A 21,642-nucleotide genomic window follows, 5' to 3' on the forward strand; every position below is an offset into this window, starting at 1 on the left:
AAAAACGAAAAGTCGCTGTAAACACATCCCTGTGCGCTCAGGCGCGTCATCCATGACGCGCATGCTTTTCGTTTCCTTTGCCCGTCATTGCAGGTTTCCCCGGACATCCTGTATCTCTGCTTTTTACTGATAGGGGTTACTTTAGTCCCGGAGCCTTCCACATCGATGTTGTCAGGCCGGAATCCACCAGCGTAAGCTGATCCGCATACACCTTCTGCCAGTTCTGTTTTGCCTTATCATAAACCTCACGGTGCGCCGGATTTGGCTGATACTCATGCTGCCACTGCACCAGACGCTCACCTGCCGTCACCATATCATCATATAACCCGACACCCGCTCCGGCGGCAATCGCACAGCCCAGCGCCGTGGCCTCTTTGACCACCGGCACCCGTACCGGCACACCGGTAACATCCGCCAGGATCTGACTCCATAATTTGCCTTTCGAACCACCACCGGCAAATACCAGTGAATCCGCTTTCACGCCGCTGAATTTGGCAATCAGATCGAGGTTCAGGGAGGAAACGATCGCGGCGTTCTCCTCAAGTGCGCGGAACAGCGAAGCCTTATTACTCTTTTCCGCATCAATAGAGAGGTTAATAAAGGAAGGCGCGGCGTGATACCAGGATTTAAAGCGCATCACATCGGAAAAAATCGGCATAATACCGTGTGAACCGGCGGGAACACGGGCCGCCATATCTTCCAGCAGCGAGTAAGTGTCCACACCGAGGCGTTCGGCAATAATTTTTTCTTCCGCGCAGAACGCATCACGGAACCAGCGCATAGTCAGACCGGTAAAGAAACTGATGGATTCTGCCTGTACCATCCCCGGGATGACATGCGGGTTGATACGGGTATTCATATCCGGATCAGTGACCGGTGCAGGTAAATTCACCACCTGCTGCCAGAACGTGCCGCCGAGTACTGCCGTCTGTCCGGCTCTGACCACGCCCAGCCCGAGGCAGCCCAGCTGAACATCCCCGCCGCCCATCACCACCGGCGTGCCTTCTGCCAGACCGGACTCTTTCGCGGCATTCGCCGTGATATAGCCCAGAACCGTACCGGTTTCTTTGACCGGTGAAAGAATATCCGCGCGTAGTCCGGCCATTTCCAGCAGCCCCGGCCGCCAGTCGCGGGTTTTCAGATCAAGCATCCCGGTTGTGCCGGCATTGGAGGGATCAACGGCCAGCTCACCGGTCAGCTTGCAGGCCAGCCAGTCGCTGATCATCGTAAGCGTGCCCGCCTGCCGGTAGATATCCGGCCGGTGATGTGCCAGCCACAGCAGACGCGGCATCGCGCCCAGCGCTAACGTCTGACCTGAGCACTGGTAAACATCATATTCAAAAGTGTTATCGTACAGTTCTTTTAATTCACTGACTTCATGGCTTGAGCGCGCATCCACGTTGGCACAGGCCCAGATCGGTTCGCCGTTGCGGTCATACAGCACAATCCCCTCACGCATCGAGCAGGCTGCCACACCGGCGATCGCGGAGGCGGGTAATCCGGCATTTTTCAGTGCCAGCGCAATACAGTGGCACGCCAGTTGCCAGTTAACCGGCAGATCAAACTCCATCGAACCCGGCACATCCGGCAGCTCATTGTGACGCCACTCCGCCTGTCCGACCGCTATCTGGTTACCGTGAAGATCAAAAATAACGGCCCTGATACTGCCTGTTCCCGCATCCAGCGCCATCAGGTATTTTTCTGATGAGCCGCTGCCCGTAATCTGATTCATGTCGCCATCCTCACAAATTAAATTGGACCGATACCGTTACACCATGAAATACAGCGTGATTTTTCGTCTGCGGGGCAGTCAGTGCATAAGGTTAATAATGCATCAGGTTAATAATGTCAGCATTACCCGCGCCGTCTGCTCGTCCGTTACCAGGGAATTGATATACCCCCCCAGCAGTGCCGCCACAATCACCTCGGCTTTTTCCTCACCGCCCGCCACCCCGACCACTGTCGGAATGTTTTTCAGCTCTGCGGGTGTGATACCGATAAGTTCGCGGTGCATCTCAACCTCTTCTGTCAGTTCCCCTTCGCGGCCGATAAAGTAGCCGAGAATATCCCCGACCGCTCCCCGCCGTGCCAGCATCAGCTGTTCACCACTGCTGATATAGCCGGAACGCATAATGGTGGCATCCTGTTTCTGATTCACCGCGCCCAGGCCGACCACCGCGATATCCGCCGCGCTGGCCGCCATCAGCACATCCTGCACGCTGCGTTCCTGCCGGAATGTCGCGGCTACCGCGGCATTCGATGCCCGCAGCGGTGCCGGGATAATGCTGACCGGACAATTGGCATCCAGCTGGCCGATACCGGTCATATACTGTCCGACACCGCCGGAGAGTGTCACCAGACGGATCTGCTGTGAAGAGACAAACCCGCTCAGATGCTGCAATGTCGCCATTGCCGCTTCCCCGAACCCGACAGCCAGCAACTGGCCGGGCGAAAGCTGTGACATCAGCAGATGTGCACCGGCCACGCCGAGACGGGTGTGGATCTCCGGGCCGTTCAGCGCCGGGAGAATGCGAATTTGTTTTAACGAAAATCTTTTTTTCAGGATATCTTCAAGTTCAAGGCAGCCTTCAAACCGGGAATTTATCTGTACCCGGATGACGCCGGACTGACGTCCTTTTTCGAGCAAACGCGAAACTTTCAGCCGTGTCAGACCGAGCAGATCCCCGATATCTCCCTGCGTGAGACCATCGTGGTAATAAAACCAGGCAATACGGGCCAATAACTCTTCTTCATTCATACTAAGTCCTGAGGCGTCATAGTCCATCGAAGAAACGGAGCTTACCGGGGCTGCTTTCGTGTTTTTTGAAACTGTTGTCATGTGAACTTTTGTTTTCCGTTTTTACAGATAAGCACCTTTTACAGAAATCTGCCAGAGGTGCGGGCCAAAATTTTGAACAAATTCTAACGCAGATCTGATTTTTTCACAAAATATGGCCGAAATATTGTCTTATTTGATTTTTATGGCTTACATTTATGAACAAATGTGTTTATAAATTATAAATGTTCATTTTTGATGTTTTCTTCATCACATAACATCCGGCAGCAATACCCATAACACCAGAGGTGCCGTTATGTCAGAGAAGCAACACCCGATTCAGCCGCTGCTCACCGCCCGCGGCATAGCCAAACAGTTCTCCGGTGTGGTTGTCCTTAAACACATCGATTTCACACTGTTGCCGGGACAGGTTCACGCATTGCTGGGCGGTAACGGCGCGGGAAAATCCACGCTGATGAAAATTATTGCAGGGATTGAACAGCCTGATGCCGGCACTCTGATGCTGGAAGGTCAGGAGGTATCGCACCTGACACCGGCGAAAGCTCATCAGCTCGGACTGTATCTGGTACCGCAGGAGCCGCTGCTGTACCCGAATCTGTCAGTACAGGAAAATATTTTGTTCCGCCTGCCGAAACATCAGGCGGGCAAAGCCAAATTACAGCAGATGCTGACATCACTGCGCTGCAATTTTGATCTCAGTGCCCGGGCGGGCAGCCTGAATGTGGCGGATCAGCAACTGGTGGAGATCATGCGCGGCCTGATGCGTGACTCCCGGATTCTGATCCTGGATGAACCCACCGCCTCGCTGACCCCGGCTGAAACCGAACGCCTGTTTGATCGGGTACGGGAATTACAGCAACTGGGTGTCGGGATTGTCTTTATCTCTCATAAATTGCCGGAAATCCATGCTATTGCGGATTATCTCAGTGTGATGCGCGACGGTAATATCGCCCTGGCCGGTCCGGCAAAACAATTTTCCACGGATGAAATTATTCAGGCGATCACGCCGGAAGCGAAGAAAAAGCCGCTGTCAGAGACACAGAAGCTCTGGCTGGATCTGTCTGCCACCCGTAATAATCCGCAGGATGATACGCCGGTGCTGGACGTCCGCAATGCCTGCGGCGAAGGATTCCGTCATATCAGTTTTGTTGTCAACCCGGGGGAAGTGGTCGGACTGGCCGGCGTCGTCGGCGCCGGCCGGACCGAACTCGCTGAAACATTATACGGGCTGCGCCCGCTGATCGCCGGAGAGGTTTTCCTCAACGGTGAAAATCTGCGCGGTGTCAGCAGTGAAAAACGCCTCACCCGGGGGCTGGTCTGTTTACCTGAAGACCGTCAGGCCTCCGGACTTTTCCTTGACGCCCCGCTCACCTGGAATATCGGTGCGCTGGTACACAATCACCAGGGGCTGCTGGTAAACCGCTCGCGTGATGATGCATTGCTCGAACGTTACCGCCGCGCGCTCAATATCAAATTCAGTGACGGACAACAGATCGTGCGTACGCTGTCCGGCGGTAATCAGCAAAAGATTCTGATTGCCAAATGCCTGGAAGCCAATCCGTCACTGCTGATTATTGACGAACCGACACGCGGAGTCGATGTCGGTGCCCGTAATGATATTTATCAGCTGATACAAAGCATCGCACAGCAAAATGTGGCGATTTTACTGATTTCCTCTGACCTCGATGAAGTCGTCGCTCTGGCTGACCGCGTACTGGTCATGCATCAGGGCGAGTTCTCCGGGGAATTGCAGCACGACGAGCTGGATACCGACACCATTATGCATATGGCGTTCGGTGAGCACCGCCCGCAAAAAGAAACAGAAAGCAGCCCGTTACAGGAGGCCGCATCATGCTGAAATATGTTCAGAATAACCGTGAAGTCACCGCACTGCTGGCTATCCTCTGTCTGTTTGTGCTGCTCGGCGGTATGGAAACCCGCTACTTCAGCCTGCAAACCGTCACCATGATTTTCGGCAGTGCCCAGATCCAGATGCTGCTGGCTATCGGTGCCACACTGGTGATGCTGACCCGTAATATTGACGTATCTGTCGGCTCCACCACCGGGTTATGTGCGGTGATTGTCGGGATCTCACTGAATGCCGGACTGCCCCTCACTGTGGCGATCCTGCTGACCGTTGCCGCCGGGCTGCTGGCCGGGTTGTTCAACGGTATCCTGGTCACCTGGCTGCGGATACCCGCCATTGTTGCCACCCTTGGTACTCTCGGTCTGTATCGCGGCATTATGCTGTTACTCACCGGCGGTAAATGGATTGAAGGTTTACCCGCAGAACTGAAAGATCTGTCAAAACCGGTCTTCCTCGGACTGTCACCGATTGGCTGGTTTATTATTCTGCTGATTATTCTGATGACCCTGTTCCTGTCCCGTACCACTGCCGGACGCGGTTTCTATGCCACCGGCGATAACTTGCAGGGTGCACGCCAGTTGGGTGTTCCGGTTGACCGTACCCGCATCATTGCCTTCTCGGTAAACGGTATGATGGCGGCGCTCGCGGGAATTGTGTTCGCCTCACAAATCGGCTTTATTCCGAATCAGACCGGTAACGGCCTGGAAATGAAAGCCATCGCCGCCTGTGTGCTGGGCGGGATCAGCCTGCTCGGCGGAACCGGAACGATTGTGGGTGCTATCCTCGGTGCTTACTTTATGACTCAAATCGACAGCGTGCTGGTGCTGCTTAAACTGCCGGCCTGGTGGAATGACTTTATCGCCGGATTTGTATTACTCGCTGTTCTGGTCTTTGACGGTCGTCTGCGTGTGGCACTGGAGAAAAACCTCCGCGCCCAGCGTTATGCACGGTTCCTTAATCCTTCCGCGCAGCAGGAGGCGAAAAAATGAGTATCACCAAACGTTACGGCTGGGAAATTGCCCTCGCGCTGCTGATAGTTCTGGAAATCCTGTTATTCGGTATGGGTAACCCGCGTCTGCTGGATGTCAATGTACTGCTGTTCAGTACCAGTGACTTTATCTGTATCGGCCTGGTCGCACTGCCGCTGACGCTGGTAATTGTCAGCGGCGGTATGGATATCTCCTTCGGCTCCACCATCGGACTGACGGCCATTGTGCTCGGCATACTCAATCAGGCGGGTGTACCGATGATTGCCGCGATCCCGCTGACGCTGCTGACCGGCGCATTGTGCGGTCTGATTAACGCGCTGCTGATCCTGTTTACCGGTGTTAACCCGCTGGTGATTACACTCGGCACCATGTATTTGTTCGGCGGCTGCGCCCTGCTGCTCTCCGGGTTATCCGGCGCGACCGGTTTTGAAGGCATCGGCGGCTTCCCGATGGCCTTTACCGATTTTGCCAACCTCGACTTACTCGGTATTCCGCTGCCGCTGATTATTTTTGCCCTGTGTGTGCTGGTATTCTGGTTTTATCTGCACCGCACCCATCCGGGCCGCAATGTCTTTTTAATCGGACAGAACGCCCGTGTCGCCCGTTACAGCGCTTTCCCGGTGACACGCACTATTTGTCTGCTGTATGCGATGGTCGGCGTCTCCGCTGCACTCGCGTCCGTCATTTTAGTGTCCTATTTCGGCTCTGCCCGCGCGGATCTCGGTGCGTCCTTCCTGATGCCTGCGATCACCGCTGTTGTTCTGGGTGGCGCCAATATTTACGGCGGTTCCGGCTCTGTATTAGGCACCGCGCTGGCTGTTTTGCTGATCGGCTTTTTACAGCAGGGATTGCAGATGATCGGCGTACCGAATCAGGTCTCCAGTGCACTCTCGGGTGCGCTGCTTATTGTTGCCGTTGTTGGTCGTTCCGTTTCTTTACACCGACATCACATCCTTGGCTGGTGGGCGCGTAAACGCAACAGGCAATTCGTATCAGAGTAAAACACGTTTGTTATCACAGATTTGACGAAATGGAGAAAACCATGAAACCCATCATGAAAAAACTGGCGCTCGCCACTGCATTAAGTCTCGCATGTGTTTCCTGGGCGAATGCAGCAGAAAAAGTCGCCTTTATTCCTAAACTTGTCGGTGTCGGCTTCTTTACCAGCGGCGGCCAGGGTGCTGTGGAAGCCGGGAAAAAACTCGGTATCGATGTCACCTATGACGGCCCGACCGAGCCGAGTGTGTCCGGTCAGGTACAGCTGATCAACAACTTTGTTAACCGCGGTTATGACGCAATTATTGTTTCCGCTGTCTCGCCGGACGGATTATGCCCGTCCCTGAAACGCGCAATGCAGCGCGGCGTGAAAGTGCTGACCTGGGATTCCGATACCAACCCGGAATGCCGTTCCATCTATATTGACCAGGGCACACCAAAACAGCTCGGCAGCATTCTGGTGGATATGGCCGCGGATCAGGTGAAAAAAGAGAAAGCCAAAGTGGCCTTCTTCTATTCCAGCCCGACGGTGACAGATCAGAACCAGTGGGTTAAAGAAGCAAAAGCGAAAATCGAAGCCGAACATCCGGGCTGGGAAGTGGTTACCACCCAGTATGGTTATAACGATGCCACCAAATCCTTACAGACAGCAGAAGGCATTCTCAATGCCTGGAGTGATCTGGATGTGATTATCGCACCGGACGCCAACGCCCTGCCGGCGGCGGCACAGGCCAAAGAGAACCTGAAACGCAATGATGTGGCGGTTGTCGGGTTCAGTACCCCGAACGTGATGCGTCCGTATGTGGAACGCGGCACAGTTAACCAGTTCGCGTTATGGGATGTGGTCAAACAAGGCGAAATTTCTGTCGCCGTGGCTGATGCACTGATGAAGAAAGGCGAACTGAATGTCGGCGATAAGATCACCGTCGACGGTGTGGGTGAAGTCGAAGTCTCCCCGAACAGTGTTCAGGGTTATGACTACGAAGCAAAAGGCAACGGGATTGTGGTACTGCCTGAGCGCGTAATCTTCACCAAAGAAAATATTAACAACTATGATTTCTGATGTAGTTGCTGATTTAACCAGTGGCGCGGACCCCCTCCGCGCCTGTTTAACCAGGGGAGAATTCCATGGCTGATTTAGATGATATCCGTGACGGCAAAGACTTCGGGCTTAACACGCCGCAAAAAAATACCCTTTATACCCTCAAAGGCTGCGGTTCGCTGGATTGGGGTATGCAGTCGCGTCTGGCCCGTATTTTTAATCCGCAGGACAATAAAACGGTCATGCTGGCCTTTGACCACGGCTATTTCCAGGGGCCGACCACCGGCCTTGAGCGGATTGATATTAATATCGCCCCGCTCTTTGAACACACTGATGTGCTGATGTGTACCCGCGGCATACTGCGCGCACAAGTGCCGGTCGCAACCAATAAACCGGTTGTTCTGCGGGCATCCGGCGCTAACTCCATCCTGACAGAACTCTCCAACGAAGCCGTTGCGGTAGCGATGGATGATGCGGTTCGCCTGAATGTGTCCGCTGTTGCAGCTCAGGTGTATATCGGAACAGAGCATGAGCACCAGTCCATCAAAAACATCATCAAAATGGTGGATGCGGGGATGCGTGTGGGTATGCCGGTAATGGCAGTGACCGGGGTGGGTAAAGATATGGCGCGTGACCAGCGTTATTTCTCTCTCGCCAGCCGTATTGCTGCTGAGATGGGCGCCAATATCATCAAAACCTACTTTGTTGAGGAAGGTTTTGAGCGTATCACTGCCGGTTGTCCGGTGCCGATTGTCATTGCGGGCGGTAAAAAACTGCCGGAAAACGAAGCACTCGATATGTGTTTCCGCGCCATTGACCAGGGCGCATCCGGGGTGGATATGGGCCGGAATATCTTCCAGTCCGAAGACCCGGTTGCCATGATGAAAGCAATCCGTGCCGTTGTGCATGGCGGTGAAAGTGCCGCACAGGCTTATCAGCTGTTCCTGAGCGAAAAGAACAAGGGGTAAATTTTGAACGTAACATTAGTGGAAATTAATGTGAAACCCGGCAAAGTGGACGAGTTTATTGCCGTTTTCCGTGAAAACCATCTGGGATCGGTAAAAGAGCCCGGTAACCTGCGTTTTGATGTGTTACAGGACCCGGAAGTGGAAACCCGCTTTTATATCTATGAAGCCTATGCCGACGATGCGGCCGTGGCGGCACATAAGAAAACCCCGCACTATTTACAGTGTGTGGAAAAGCTGGAAGACCTGATGACCGGCCCGCGTAAGAAAACGGTATTTATCGGTCTGATGCCGGAAGTGAAATAATCCTTTCCTGTTATCTGAAAAACCTGCTGCGGCAGGTTTTTTTATTGCCCTGCCGGGGTAAACTGCGGGTTATCTGATTCCGTTTCCCTCACAAATCAATTAAGTGCTGTTATCAGCCGGAGAAATCGTGAAAAAACTCACTGTAACCAGTTCAGTTCTGCCTTTGGCGCTATTTTCCGCTGTTTTCGCCCTGCCGTCTTATGCGGCAGAGACGGACTGTAAACCGATGTCTGAACAGACCCGGCTTAATCATATGAGGATGATGGGGCTTTCTTATCTGAACGGCCCGGTAAAATCGACCTCCATGGTGACAACAGCCGGGCAGCAGGACAGCGGTACTCAGATTTTTTCTGCCAGCAATATAACACTGTCACCCTGCGGGCAGATCACTCACTATGATTTCACCCGCAGAAGTATGCAATACGATATGATCTTTGATTTACGGGTGACCGGGGCGGAAACTACTGATGAGATCAGTATGGAATACCGCTTTTCTGCCGATTATATCGGTAAGAAAAAAACGCGCCCGACTATCAGCCGGATTTTTCTGTCCAAAGATGCACAACAGGTTATCACCGGCTACCGGACAGAAAATTTTATCGAGGGTAACAGTACCATCATGACCGAGAAAGGCACCGTGGAATACCGCGATGGCAATATACATTCGGTTCTGATAAACAGTGAAATTCTCGCCAAATCCTACAATCTGAATTTTGATTATGATAAAGCAGACCGGCTGACCCGTATTTACACCACACCAATTCCTCTCAGTGACTTTAATTTCACCTACAATGAGAAAGGTGGTCTGGATAAAGGAACAGAAAGAACGGAATCCACCGGAATCGTAACCGGTAATGATATTCAGTGTACTGAGTGGGATACGTACCAGAACTGTACCGCCGGTGTCTGGCTCCGGCATATTAACGGCGAACCTGCCGGTGAAGTCCCTTTCCGTACCACTTATGAGTATTACAGTAATAAATAACAGCAGAATACGATTATGTTAATTGCATTACCCGATTTTATCGGGTAATGCCTGTTCTTTACTTCGCTGCTGCCGGCGGTGACAGTACGCCAGAATAACCAGTACCAGGTAAATGGCCGGTTCCGGTGTATCAGTCTTCGCTGCCAGAATATAGTGCGTAATTACAATGAACAGCAGCGGATACAGCAGATTATGGATCCGTTTCCACCACCGGCCTGATATCCTGCGTATCCGGTCAGACGATGTCACCGTCATCAGACAGAGAATTAACCAGCCCGCCGCACCGAGATTAAGATAAAAACGGGACACTATCTCACTGAAAAAGAGTGCTGTATTTTCTGCGCCGATTTCAAGAAAAAAATAACTGGCCAGATGCAGCGTTGCCCAGAAAAAACACCATAATCCGAGTAATTTTCTCACCTGATATAAACTGTTCATCTTAAAATAAAAAGCGATCGCCGGTATCACTGCGATAATAATCACTAAACGAAGTGCCGTAATACCGGTAAAATGCTGAATATCTTTTGCAGGGTCAGCTCCCAGCGCCCCATAATTAACAGCATAAATAAGCCATACCAGCGGCAATATTGCCGTCAGATGAAAAAAGAGTTTAACCACCGGGTAACGGAATAATTTCATCATCAGAAATATCTCCGCAGATCCATCCCTTTATATAATTCTGCCACGTCTTCTGCATAACCGTTAAACAGTAATGTCGGTTGCCGTGTTGTCCGGCCTAACCCTCCGGAGCCGATAAAACGTTCTGTGGCCTGCGACCAGCGCGGATGATCAACCTGCGGGTTTACATTGGCATAAAAACCATATTCACGAGGCGCTGAAAGATTCCATGTGGTCGGCGGCACAGATTCTGTCAGGTGGATTTTAACAATGGATTTTATGCCTTTAAAACCATATTTCCACGGCACCACCAGCCGGACAGGCGCACCATTTTGTTTCGGCAGTTCTTTTCCGTAAACACCTGTTGCCATCAGTGTCAGAGGATGAAGCGCTTCATCCAGGCGTAACCCTTCAATATACGGATACTGAAGCCCGCCCCCGGTAAAGCGGCTCTTTTGGCCGGGCATTTGTTCCGGGGCGTACACCGTCTCAAAAGCAACATATTTCGCTTTGCTGTTCGGTTCCGCTGATAATAATAAATCTCTCAGAGGAAAACCGACCCACGGAATAACCATTGACCATGCTTCCACACAGCGCATCCGGTAAATACGCTCTTCGGCCTGAAATTTATGGCGGATCTCATCGGCATTTAATACCAGAGGCCGGTTAACTTCCCCCTCAACTGTCAGTGTCCATTCATCCGTTTTCAGGGTATGTGCGTTTTCAGCCGGGTCCGATTTATTCAGGCCGAATTCATAAAAATTATTATAACCGGTCACTTTATCTTCCGGCGTTAATACCAGGCCGGACTGATACTGTTCAGGTTTTGTATAACTGAGGTCTTTTAAGATTGTCTCCGGAACTCCGGGCTTATCATCGCCGGAAAACCACGAAAACAGACCGGCGCTGACTGACGGGCTGGCCATTAATCCGGCAGTACCGGCACCTAATAACTTAAGCAGATTCCTGCGCTTCATCATAAATACAGATTCCGGTGTAATCTCAGATGATCGTATTATTTTTTTCATGATGAGTCCTTGTATTCAACAATCACAGTAATAACATTCCGTAACTGTTATACCGCATAATCTGAATTTAAAGCTGACAGGACGATGACAAATTTGTCATGAAAGGGACTGAACATCCGGGAAAATTAAGGTTACCGTATTATATGAGCCGGTACGCTCAAATCTCACCTCACCTGAATGCAGTTCTGTTATTGCCTGAACAATCGATAAGCCCAACCCGCTTCCTTCTGACGTTCTCGCATTATCTCCGCGCCAGAAACGGGTAAAGACCTGTTCACTGTTTTCAATAACATCACCTTCATTCATCACTGAAATGACGGTGCTGCCATGAGTTTTTTCCGCAAGGGTAATAACCTCTGTATTGTTATATGAGTATTTAATCGCGTTTGATACCACGTTAATCATAATCTGCATCAGCAAGACCCTGTCGGCTGACACCGTCACATCCGGTATTTTATTAATTAACCGGATATTTTTCTCATCCGCATAAAATGCCAGTAATTCATAAATATCCTCAACCAGCTCAGAAACAACGACAGGCTCCCGCTTCAGAATAATATTTTTATTCTCTGCCCTGGCGATAAACAGAATGTTTTGTATTATTTTTGCCAGTTTATCCAGTTCTTCTGTATTACTGGCGATAATCGCTTCATACTCATCCGCAGTGCGTGTTTTTTGCAATGTGATTTCATTCTGAATTTTAATGGCATTAATGGGTGTTCTTAATTCATGCGCTAAATCATCCGCAAGTTGTGTCAGCCGGGCAAAATCATTTTTCAGCCGTGAGCGCATGATATTCAGTGAATCGCCCAGACTTTTCAGTTCATCCGGTAACCGGCTGATATCCACTGTCTGTCCCAGAGAGTGCAGATCTGTTTTCGCAGTGATCCGGCTGAGATGGGCAATATCCTGCAATCCCCGGCGGATAAGCCATATACTGAAGACGACCATCAGGAGGATAGCGATAACCGAAACAATCAGGCTTTGCTGTAAATATCCGCGTAAAACACTGCTGCGATCAACAGAACGCTTTGCCAACGTGACATACAACTTACCTTCGGGGGCCTCAGTCTCAAAATTAATCACGGAAACCGGCATGTTATCATCGGTATTTTGGTATGAGATTGAAGGCGTTTCCTGATTATCCGGATAATTAAGTTTGTCCCGTGTATTCAGGGTAATCTCCGGGTTGGTATCCACAATCACACGATTATCAGCATCCGTTATCTTAATAACGTCCTGCCGCATATCCATCATCCGCCGGAAATAAACAGGCAACGATTTAATATCAATACCACTGACAATCAGTTTAGCCAGTTGATCGGCCCGGTTAATCAGGATGTCATCATCTTTTGAGGCAAGTTCATTTTTCAGAGAGTGATAAAGGATCAGTGTGACAAACCCGGCGTTTGCCACCATCAGCAACATAAATAATGAGACAATTTTAAATCTCAGTGAGCGTATTTTCATCATTCAGATCCGTTCAGGCGGTATCCCATACCACGGACAGTTTCAATTAATTTACGATCATGACCGTCATCTATTTTTTTTCTGAGCCGCCGGACAGCCACATCGACAATATTGGTATCACTCTCAAAATCCATTCCCCACACCTCACCGGCAATCAGAGTTCTGGGCAGGATCTCCCCGGAATGCTGCGCAAAAAAGAGCAACAGAGAATATTCCTGACGTGTCAGCGGTATTTTCAGTCCAGCCCGCTGTACGTCATGACGGGTAAGATCAATGCTGAGATCGGCAATTTCAATTACCCCGGAATCTGGCTGACAGGTACGCAGCTGATTCCGGACTCTTGCCAGTAATTCGGAGAATGAAAACGGTTTAACCAGATAATCATTCGCCCCCAGTTCCAGTCCTTTTACCCGGTCAGCAACCGCATCCCTGGCCGTCAGACAAATAACCGGTACCATTTTGGAGGTTCTCAATATTCTCAGCACTTCCCAGCCATCCATACCGGGCAACATAATATCAAGAATAACCAGCCGGTAATTATTTTCCAGAGCGAGATACAATCCATCCCTGCCATCCGCAATGATATCAACAATAAACCCGGCTTCCTCTAATCCCTTTTTAACCCAGCTGCCGGTCTTTTCATGATCTTCAATCAGTAATATTTTCATTTTTATAATCCGGAATTTTGTCTGGTACATCCTGCATCAGTGTATTTTAATTCCGGACATAAAAAAACAGCAGACCAGTGCCACGCCTGTACGTGGCACCTCAGATCCGTTATCTTAATTTATAATGTCAAAATCCGTTCCGCTATCAGCGACATCAGCACATCTGCCTGCACATCAGTGATGATCGTGGTATTAATATGAGGCTCATCGATACGGCACTGTTTTTCAGCACCGCTCTGCACATCCGGCACAATTGCATGGCTGAAGCCAAAGAGCCTGCGTGACTCATATTCAATATCAACATGTCCGCTGACCCCTGAAAAAATATCAGGCCGGATTAAATACGCAATCACACAGGGATCATGCAGGAAAGGATCAAATTCCGCATATCCGCGCGCCATTTTTGCTGCGATTCCGGCAATAGCGCCGCCCTGCTCTAATTCCCGGCATAACCCCGCCCGGATATCCGCTTTGTGGGTCACATCCAGCCCCAGCATGGTAATATGCTCTGCGCTGTCAAAAACGATATGTGCCGCATGCGGGTCGACATAGAAATTAAATTCCGCGGCCGGTGTGATATTTCCGCGGCGAAATGCTGCGCCCCCCATCAGTACAATATCTTTCACATTATCTCTGAGCCCCGGCTCTTTCAGCATTGCCATTGCAATATTGGTCAGCGGAGCTGTCGGGCACAGTGTGACTTCACCGGGATTGGACATCACGGTATCAATAATAAAATCCACCGCGTGTTTTTCCGGATAACGGTAAGGGGATTCAGGTAATGTTACGCCCGCCAGGCCGTCGCTGCCGTGTACGGCTGTTTTGTTTCCCCGCCGTGCCAGCAGAGGACGCCCGCAGCCTTTGGCCAGCGGTATATCCGGACGCGACACAAGTGCGAGTATCCTGCGGGCGTTTTCATAAACCTTATCCGGCTCAACGTTACCGGCCACTGTCGTGATCCCCAGAACCTCAATTTCAGGAGAAGCCAGTGCAAGCAGAATCGCAATAGCATCATCCACACCCGGATCACAATCCATAATAATTTTCGTCATATAACCTCTCCTCTGATCACTCATATGATGTACTTAATCACAATACAGGCTTAACTCTGTCCTGCAAAAATACCGGCCATTGTCGCTGACAGGCAACTGACCAGTGTTGAGCCGATAATCAGCCGGAACGTATTTGCCGCTATTATTTTTCCGTGTTTTTTGCTAATCGCGGAAACGCAGCCGATAATCATTCCCACAGAGCCGAAATTCGCAAATGAAATCAGAAAAACGGACATAATAGTTTCTGTTCTCAGGCTGAGATCGTCTATTTTTATATAGTCAATCATTGCCACAAATTCATTGGCCAGCACCTTTGTGGCAATAATCTGCCCGAGCCGGATGCTGTCCTCCCACGGTACTCCCAGCACAAAAGCAAGCGGTGAAAAAATATAACCGAGGATACCCTGAAAACTTATCCCTGCAATGTGTAAAAACACATCATTTAATAAGCTGATTAACGCAATAAATCCCAGAATAATAGGAACTATCGCCAGGATAAGTTTAAAACCATCCTGCATATGTTCGGTTATCACCTCAAAAAAACTGTGCCGTTCATCGTTCACACCGGAAAAATTCTCCGGAATATCGACCGGGTCACCGGGATTAATAACAGAAACAATAACAAACGTACTGAAAAAATTCAGGCACACACCGATAATAACAAACTGCGGTGATATCATTTGTGTATAAGCCCCCAATATTGCGATATCAACTGTTGATAAAGAACACGCCGCAATGGTATACATCTGCGGTTTTGTCAGATTGGGTATATATTCTTTTATCGATACATAAACTGCCATCATACCTACCGCAACAGCACTGACAGCGGAAAAGGACTCAAGCTTGCCGACTTTCGCTATTTTATTAATAAGATAGCCGATAGTGATAATAATTAACCTGAGAATACCAAAATATTTTAAGATCCCGATAACTGCACAAATAAATACCAGCGGCATCAGTGCGGCAATAACAAATATTATGGGTTTTTTAGCCGTAATATCACCGAATACAAAATCTATCCCCTTGTTAGCATGGTAAATCAAATACTCAATACCACCTGATGCAGTATGAAGTATTGCCAGTCCGGCAGAGGTATGCAGAAGTGCATAAGCCACCGCGCCTTCCAGTAATAACAATACGATTATCGGAACACATTTTCGTTTGATATCTCCGGCCTTAAAACTGACAGAAGCCGCTGTAATAAAAATTACGATAAGGCTGATAATGAAAATTAAATACTTCATAAAAACCCCGGTCATCTTTTATATTAGTTGTATGGATTATTTATGTGATATTCCTTTACATGCATTCCTTTTTCAGTCTGACTTCAACACTGCTCCCGGACGGCATAGACGACGCACCTTTTTTTTCAACCGCCAGCGATGCGTACGCGACCGCAAATTTCACCGCCTCATCCATATTCCGGCCTTCGACCAGTCTGGCTGCCAGCGCCCCCGTGAAGGCATCACCGGCGCCGCTGGTATCAACCACAGACGCATTTATCGCGTTGTAATGTTTCATCACCAAACCGTTAAAATACAGCGCGCCGTTATCACCAAGCGTCATAATGATCTCTTTCACGCCCAGAGCATGTATTACTCTTATAGCCTGTTCCGCAGAATGCAGATTACTGATTTTAATACCTGATATAAGTTCTGCTTCTGTCACGTTAGGTATTAACAAATCCACTGAGGATAAATACGGAGTAATATCCTGTGAATACGGCGCCGGATTAAGAATGACATAGCAGCCACACATTTTTGCCATCTCAACAGCAAAAAGGGTAATATCCATATTATTCTCAAGCTGAGTAAGAAATATCTTCGCAGATTTTAGATTGTTAATATCTGATAATATTTCTGATTTCGTTATCGTGGCATTGGCCCCCTGATCAATAATAATGCTGTTATTACCGGTAAGGTTTTCAACCATCACCAATGCACTGCCGGTTTTTGCCTTAATATCCTTAATTAAGGTATATGATCCTATCTTGGTGGAACTGAAGTATTTTTCCGCATCCGTACCGAATGCATCATCGCCCACTTTAACAAAAAGATGTACATGACTGTTTAGTTCTGATGCTGCAATAGCCTGATTAGCCCCTTTACCTCCCGGATAAAAACGGGTTGATATTGCCCTGACTGTCTCACCGACAGACGGAAATCGTTCAACTTCAGTAACCACATCTAAATTAAATGATCCGAGGATATATAACAGACATTTATTTTCATTTGTCTTCCTCTTATCCTGACTCACAGATTCAACATTAAAAACCCTGGCTTCATTAACTGTTCTGTTTATAACCTCTTCCGGATTGTTTTTCTGTAATTTAACACCGCCATGAAACTTGGTTGCCACACCTGATAATTGTAATTCACCGATATAGCGCCTTATTGTTCTTTCTGAAACATGCAGCAGCGCACTGAGTTCTTTTACATAAACAACATTATCTTTAATTAATTTATTCCGGATAAAGGCAAGACTGTTTTTTTTCTTCATACAGTTCCTCATTTTTTTAGATTAGTGTTTTCTCCCGATAATTCTGTCTGCACTGTCACGTTTATTGTCCGGATTCGGACAATTTGCTGTCCGTTTTATCAGAGCCTGACAATTTAACCGTAAAATAAATAGTGAAATGAAAATTAATCTGTATATCTGGTTATGAGGATGCAAATACGTGATTATACGTATCTGACAGTATGACTGAAGATGTCTGAAAAGGTGTAATTTTTTACTGACATAAAAAATCCGGAAATACAGATGTATTTCCGGATTCAGATAACAACAGGATCGCCGTGCGGATCCTTAATTGCCGGTGACAATCAGGCAAACTTAATCATCACCATTCCCAGCAGAAGCAGAATAATCCCGCCCCAGCCTTTGTAATTCAGGCGCTGGTTAAACAAAATCCAGCCTGCGGCCACGGTTGCCACAATACCGAATGCCCCCCACAGCGCATACGCAACAGAAAGTTCGATACCGCGGACAGCCAGTGCCAGACAACTGAACGCGCCTAATACCGCCAGCAGCGATAAAATACCCAGCCACGGACGTTTAAAGCCGTTTGACATTTTGAGCAGGATATTCGCCAGAATTTCCAGTACCACGGCCAGCAGCAAAAATGCCCCGTGCCACCATTCAAATGTCGGTAACATATTACGCCCCTTTCAGCATCTCATTCAGTGGCGCACGAACCGGTTTGGCAGCAGGCTGCTTTTTCTGCACTTTTTTGGTGCCGTATTTAATCAGCGTGATCCCGGCAATTAACAGCGTCAGACCGCCCAGTTTCAGTGGTGACAGTGATTCATGGAACCACATTACACTGAAAGCGGTGATGAAGAGGATACCAATCCCTTCCCACAGCGCATAAGCCACTCCGAGAGCAACTTTTTTCACCGCCATGGAGAGCAGAATATAAGAGGAGGCAATCATGATATACATCACAATCATTCCCGCGCTGCCGCCGGAAACACTCGCGTATTTCATCGACAAGGTACCGATCACCTCGGTAATAATGGCTAAGCCTAAAAACATCCAGTAAATCATAGTTATTTCTCCTGATGGACAACGCATACAGGTCATCAGCACAAAACAGAAAGTTTGCGTGACTGAGTGCGTTTATCGCGAAACGAAAACGTTAAATGTAACGATGTGACCAAAAACGCAGGTGCGTTTGGTTCGTCAGACGAAAAGAGAAATAGCTATAACTCGCCGTACCAGTAGTGTTCGCTTGATACGATAGCGGAAAGGAAAAGTACATGGGTAGAACGTCGGATTTTAATCCTGCTACTACTGTCGCTTTGCATGATGTCTTATTCTTTTGTCTGTCCCCGGGCGGGTGACAACAATGAAAGAATCCTCCGGTTATTAATATTCATATTATTTTTAGCACAAGTAACCGTTTTCAGCAATGGTGCCGTGAGGTATTTTTAAGTAAATAATTTTATTTTTTAGACAGTTATAAAAAATGACCACCTTCTTATTCAGAAGATGGTCATAATTACGCAAATATTGAACCGGTTAACTACCTTTATTGATACCGCAGATGGATAATTATTCCACTTCGTTCCAGGCGTGACCGTCACGGGCCATCATAGCGATAGACGCGATTGGCCCCCAGCTGCCTGCCTGATACGGTTTCGGTGGTTCATTATCCAGCGCCCATGCGTGCATAATAGAATCCACCCATTTCCAGGCTTCCTCCACCTCATCACGACGGACAAACAGCGCCTGAATACCGCGCATGGCTTCCAGCAGCAGACGCTCATAAGCATCCGCAATATGCGTCTGGTTAAACGTCTCCGAGAAACTCAGATCCAGCTTGGTGGTTTGCAGGCGGTGTTTATGATCCAGACCCGGTGCTTTATTCAGCACTTCGATATCAATACCTTCATCCGGCTGCAGACGGATAGTCAGCTTATTCGGCGGCAGGTGCTGATAGGTTTCATTGAAAATATTCAGGGACGGCTGTTTGAAATAAACCACCACTTCCGAACATTTTGACGGCATCCGCTTTCCGGTACGCAGATAGAACGGCACGCCGGACCAGCGCCAGTCGTCGATATCCGCGCGGATAGCAACGAAGGTTTCTGTCTGGCTGACGGTATTTGCACCCTCTTCATCCAGATAACCCGGCACTTTTTCACCGTGAACAAACCCGCCGGTATACTGCCCGCGCACTGTTTTCTCGCGGACATTCGTAATATCAATGGTCCGCAGCGAGCGCAGCACTTTGACTTTCTCATCGCGGATACGGTCGCTGGTCAGATCATCCGGCGGTGACATGGCAATCATGGTCAGGATTTGCAGCAGATGGCTCTGCACCATATCCCGCATCTGCCCCGCTTTATCAAAGTAGCCCCAGCGCCCCTCAATCCCCACTTCTTCCGCCACGGTTATCTGGACATGGTCGATGGTGCGGTTATCCCAGTTATTCACAAACAGGGAGTTGGCAAAACGCAGCGCCAGCAGGTTCAGGACGGTTTCTTTGCCGAGATAATGGTCGATACGGTAAATCTGGCTCTCTTTAAAATATTTCGCCACTTCGGTATTGATCGCCTGCGATGAGGCCAGATCATTACCCAGCGGTTTCTCCATCACCACGCGGCTCGGCTCTTTGTTCAGATGCGCTTCGCCCAGCCCTTTGCACATGGCGCTGAACGTTCCCGGCGGCATGGCGAAATAATAGACAGCGGTATTTTTGTTTTCCGCAATAATATTGGCGAGGCTTTTGAAATGAGATGTCTCATTCACATCGAGATTACAGAACAGCAGACGTGCACTGAATCGATCCCATAACTCCGGGTCTAATTCTTCGTTGAGGAAGGTATTGAACGCATCTTCAACAAATTTCTGATACTCCTCACGGGACCAGTCCGCCCGGCCTGCACCGATAATCCGGGTGTCCGGATGAATATTACCTGCTTTTTCAAGCTGATATAAAGACGGGAGTAACTTGCGGCGTGCTAGGTCGCCTTTGGTACCGAAAATGACCAAATCACAAGCGGGAGCCGTTGCTGTCAGCGCCATAGAAAACCTCTCCTCGTGGCTGTGGGATTGTAATTTTGTTACAGAGATAACGAATAATGTACTCGTTTGCGCCCGGCCAGTAAACATAAATGCGGGCCACCGCACATTCTGACAGGCTTGTGCGGCAGCGCTTTCCGGGTGCAATTTTGTAATTTAATTACTTTTTTGATGCAAACTTACTGAAATGAAAATCAGACACCGGTCAAACTTTCAAAAAAAAGCCGCTTTCAGGGGAATTTCCCCTCTGTACCACCGTGACTTACGTAGTATATTTTCAAAAAATGAAGGTGGCCGGTGTGTCACACAGATCAATATAAAAGGCACGATGGCATGAATATTTTAGACCGGCTCCGTAACAGTCTGGATTACCTGAGTAAATCGGAAAAAAAAGTTGCAGAGACGATCCTCGGCGCACCGCAGATAGCTATTCATTCCAGCATAGCCACACTGGCCAAAATGGCGGATGTCAGCGAACCGACCGTTAACCGGTTCTGCCGCCGCCTGGATACCAAAGGCTTTCCTGATTTTAAACTGCTGCTGGCACAAAGCCTGGCAAACGGCACACCGTATGTCAGCCGCAATGTGGACGAAAATGATTCGGTTGAGGCATACACCGGTAAAATCTTTGAATCCGCTATGGCCGGCCTGGATGCGGTCAGAAGCACCCTCGATATGCTGACCATCAACCGTGCCGTGGATTGCCTGACTCAGGCCCGGAAAATCGCTTTTTTCGGCCTGGGTGCCTCTGCAGCAGTAGCGCATGACGCGATGAATAAATTTTTCCGTTTCAATATCCCGGTGATTTATTCTGACGACGTGGTGATGCAGCGCATGAGCTGTATCAACAGTACCGAGGGTGATGTGGTGGTATTAATTTCTCATACCGGCCGGACCAAAAACCTGGTTGAGATAGCCCGTATCGCCCGCGAAAACGATGCCACAGTGATCGCCATCACCTCCGAGAACTCCCCGCTCGCAGCGGAAGCCTCACTGACCATCATTCTCAATGTGCCGGAAGACACGGATATTTATATGCCGATGATCTCCCGCCTGGCGCAGCTGACCATTATTGATGTGCTTGCCACCGGTTTTACTCTGCGCCGCGGCCCTAAATTCCGCGATAACCTGCGCCGGGTCAAAGAAGCCCTGAAAGACTCCCGCATCGACAAACTCCGTTGATTTTTAACCATTTGTGTCAATTTGACACATTTACTGCTGCCGGGTGTAATGACCATCACGAATTAGTAACATAACGGATGGTAGGATAACGTCTGACTCACTGTTTTGCGTTTGCTGACTCGATTTTTATTTTAAATACGCGATAATCAGA

Annotated in this window: 20 protein-coding genes; 8 read left to right on the forward strand and 12 right to left on the reverse strand. The window is 49.1% G+C overall.

Annotated features, from left to right (window positions below):
* Positions 1 to 136 precede the first annotated feature (136 nt).
* Together lsrK and lsrR are read right to left on the reverse strand one after the other, a co-directional pair.
* Positions 137 to 1,732: an autoinducer-2 kinase gene (gene lsrK / locus R5268_RS04930; RefSeq protein ID WP_260249118.1), complete on the reverse strand. Its 1,596-nt coding sequence runs from the start codon at positions 1,730 to 1,732 to the stop codon at positions 137 to 139.
* A gap of 102 nt (positions 1,733 to 1,834) precedes the next feature.
* Entirely contained in the window at positions 1,835 to 2,785 is a 951-nt protein-coding gene (gene lsrR, locus R5268_RS04935) for a transcriptional regulator LsrR (RefSeq protein WP_046892655.1), read from the reverse strand.
* Positions 2,786 to 3,092: 307 nt separating this feature from the next.
* Here lsrR and lsrA point away from each other — a divergent pair, with 307 nt between their 5' ends.
* The 7 genes from lsrA (at position 3,093) to R5268_RS04970 (ending at position 9,947) form a co-directional block, all read left to right on the forward strand.
* Positions 3,093 to 4,655, forward strand: a complete 1,563-nt coding sequence (gene lsrA / locus R5268_RS04940) for an autoinducer 2 ABC transporter ATP-binding protein LsrA (protein ID WP_317418859.1) — start codon at positions 3,093 to 3,095, stop codon at positions 4,653 to 4,655.
* Positions 4,649 to 5,653, forward strand: coding sequence for an autoinducer 2 ABC transporter permease LsrC (gene lsrC, locus R5268_RS04945; protein WP_218455533.1), 1,005 nt, complete (start codon positions 4,649 to 4,651; stop codon positions 5,651 to 5,653). The genes lsrA and lsrC overlap by 7 nt, the downstream gene beginning before the upstream one ends.
* Entirely contained in the window at positions 5,650 to 6,654 is a 1,005-nt protein-coding gene (lsrD, locus tag R5268_RS04950) for an autoinducer 2 ABC transporter permease LsrD (RefSeq protein ID WP_107679076.1), read from the forward strand. Before lsrC ends, lsrD begins: the two co-directional genes overlap by 4 nt.
* Before the next feature lie 41 nt (positions 6,655 to 6,695).
* The gene (gene lsrB / locus R5268_RS04955; protein WP_107679167.1) at positions 6,696 to 7,712 is read left to right on the forward strand and encodes an autoinducer 2 ABC transporter substrate-binding protein LsrB; all 1,017 of its coding nucleotides are present in this window, start codon (positions 6,696 to 6,698) and stop codon (positions 7,710 to 7,712) included.
* A gap of 65 nt (positions 7,713 to 7,777) precedes the next feature.
* Positions 7,778 to 8,659 (forward strand): 3-hydroxy-5-phosphonooxypentane-2,4-dione thiolase, encoded by an 882-nt coding sequence (gene lsrF, locus R5268_RS04960; protein ID WP_046892194.1) that lies wholly within the window; start codon positions 7,778 to 7,780, stop codon positions 8,657 to 8,659.
* Positions 8,660 to 8,662: 3 nt separating this feature from the next.
* A complete protein-coding gene (lsrG, locus tag R5268_RS04965) occupies positions 8,663 to 8,962 on the forward strand; it encodes a (4S)-4-hydroxy-5-phosphonooxypentane-2,3-dione isomerase (protein ID WP_004239424.1) in 300 nt (99 codons plus the stop codon).
* Positions 8,963 to 9,089: 127 nt separating this feature from the next.
* The gene (locus R5268_RS04970; protein WP_317418860.1) at positions 9,090 to 9,947 is read left to right on the forward strand and encodes a hypothetical protein; all 858 of its coding nucleotides are present in this window, start codon (positions 9,090 to 9,092) and stop codon (positions 9,945 to 9,947) included.
* Positions 9,948 to 9,974: 27 nt separating this feature from the next.
* Here the strand turns inward: R5268_RS04970 and R5268_RS04975 are convergent, their stop codons facing one another.
* The 10 genes from R5268_RS04975 to zwf form a co-directional block, all read right to left on the reverse strand.
* Entirely contained in the window at positions 9,975 to 10,589 is a 615-nt protein-coding gene (locus R5268_RS04975) for a protein-methionine-sulfoxide reductase heme-binding subunit MsrQ (RefSeq protein WP_317418861.1), read from the reverse strand.
* Positions 10,589 to 11,593 carry a protein-methionine-sulfoxide reductase catalytic subunit MsrP gene (gene msrP, locus R5268_RS04980; RefSeq protein ID WP_317418862.1) on the reverse strand — a complete coding sequence of 335 codons (1,005 nt, stop codon included), beginning with the start codon at positions 11,591 to 11,593 and terminating at the stop codon, positions 10,589 to 10,591. The genes R5268_RS04975 and msrP overlap by 1 nt, the downstream gene beginning before the upstream one ends.
* A 96-nt stretch (positions 11,594 to 11,689) precedes the next feature.
* Complete coding sequence (locus R5268_RS04985) at positions 11,690 to 13,066, reverse strand: ATP-binding protein (protein ID WP_317418863.1); 1,377 nt, start codon at positions 13,064 to 13,066, stop codon at positions 11,690 to 11,692.
* Positions 13,063 to 13,731, reverse strand: coding sequence for a heavy metal response regulator transcription factor (locus tag R5268_RS04990; RefSeq protein ID WP_218455529.1), 669 nt, complete (start codon positions 13,729 to 13,731; stop codon positions 13,063 to 13,065). Before R5268_RS04990 ends, R5268_RS04985 begins: the two co-directional genes overlap by 4 nt.
* A gap of 119 nt (positions 13,732 to 13,850) precedes the next feature.
* On the reverse strand, positions 13,851 to 14,783 hold the full coding sequence (locus tag R5268_RS04995; RefSeq protein ID WP_218455528.1) for a nucleoside hydrolase: 933 nt from the start codon (positions 14,781 to 14,783) through the stop codon (positions 13,851 to 13,853).
* Between the two features lie 50 nt (positions 14,784 to 14,833).
* Entirely contained in the window at positions 14,834 to 16,027 is a 1,194-nt protein-coding gene (locus R5268_RS05000) for a NupC/NupG family nucleoside CNT transporter (RefSeq protein WP_317418864.1), read from the reverse strand.
* A 55-nt stretch (positions 16,028 to 16,082) separates the two neighbouring features.
* Entirely contained in the window at positions 16,083 to 17,282 is a 1,200-nt protein-coding gene (locus R5268_RS05005; RefSeq protein ID WP_317418866.1) for a PfkB family carbohydrate kinase, read from the reverse strand.
* 323 nt (positions 17,283 to 17,605) lie between these two features.
* Positions 17,606 to 17,938, reverse strand: a complete 333-nt coding sequence (gene mdtI, locus R5268_RS05010; protein ID WP_166707718.1) for a multidrug/spermidine efflux SMR transporter subunit MdtI — start codon at positions 17,936 to 17,938, stop codon at positions 17,606 to 17,608.
* A 1-nt stretch (position 17,939) separates the two neighbouring features.
* On the reverse strand, positions 17,940 to 18,329 hold the full coding sequence (gene mdtJ / locus R5268_RS05015; RefSeq protein WP_317418867.1) for a multidrug/spermidine efflux SMR transporter subunit MdtJ: 390 nt from the start codon (positions 18,327 to 18,329) through the stop codon (positions 17,940 to 17,942).
* Between the two features lie 507 nt (positions 18,330 to 18,836).
* Positions 18,837 to 20,312, reverse strand: a complete 1,476-nt coding sequence (gene zwf, locus R5268_RS05020) for a glucose-6-phosphate dehydrogenase (RefSeq protein WP_046892204.1) — start codon at positions 20,310 to 20,312, stop codon at positions 18,837 to 18,839.
* A 330-nt stretch (positions 20,313 to 20,642) separates the two neighbouring features.
* Between zwf and R5268_RS05025 the strand changes: the two genes are divergently transcribed.
* Complete coding sequence (locus R5268_RS05025; RefSeq protein WP_046892205.1) at positions 20,643 to 21,491, forward strand: MurR/RpiR family transcriptional regulator; 849 nt, start codon at positions 20,643 to 20,645, stop codon at positions 21,489 to 21,491.
* Positions 21,492 to 21,642 lie beyond the last annotated feature (151 nt).

The organism is Morganella sp. BCCO 40_0007 (assembly GCF_032989665.1).
Taxonomy (GTDB): domain Bacteria; phylum Pseudomonadota; class Gammaproteobacteria; order Enterobacterales; family Enterobacteriaceae; genus Morganella; species Morganella sibonii.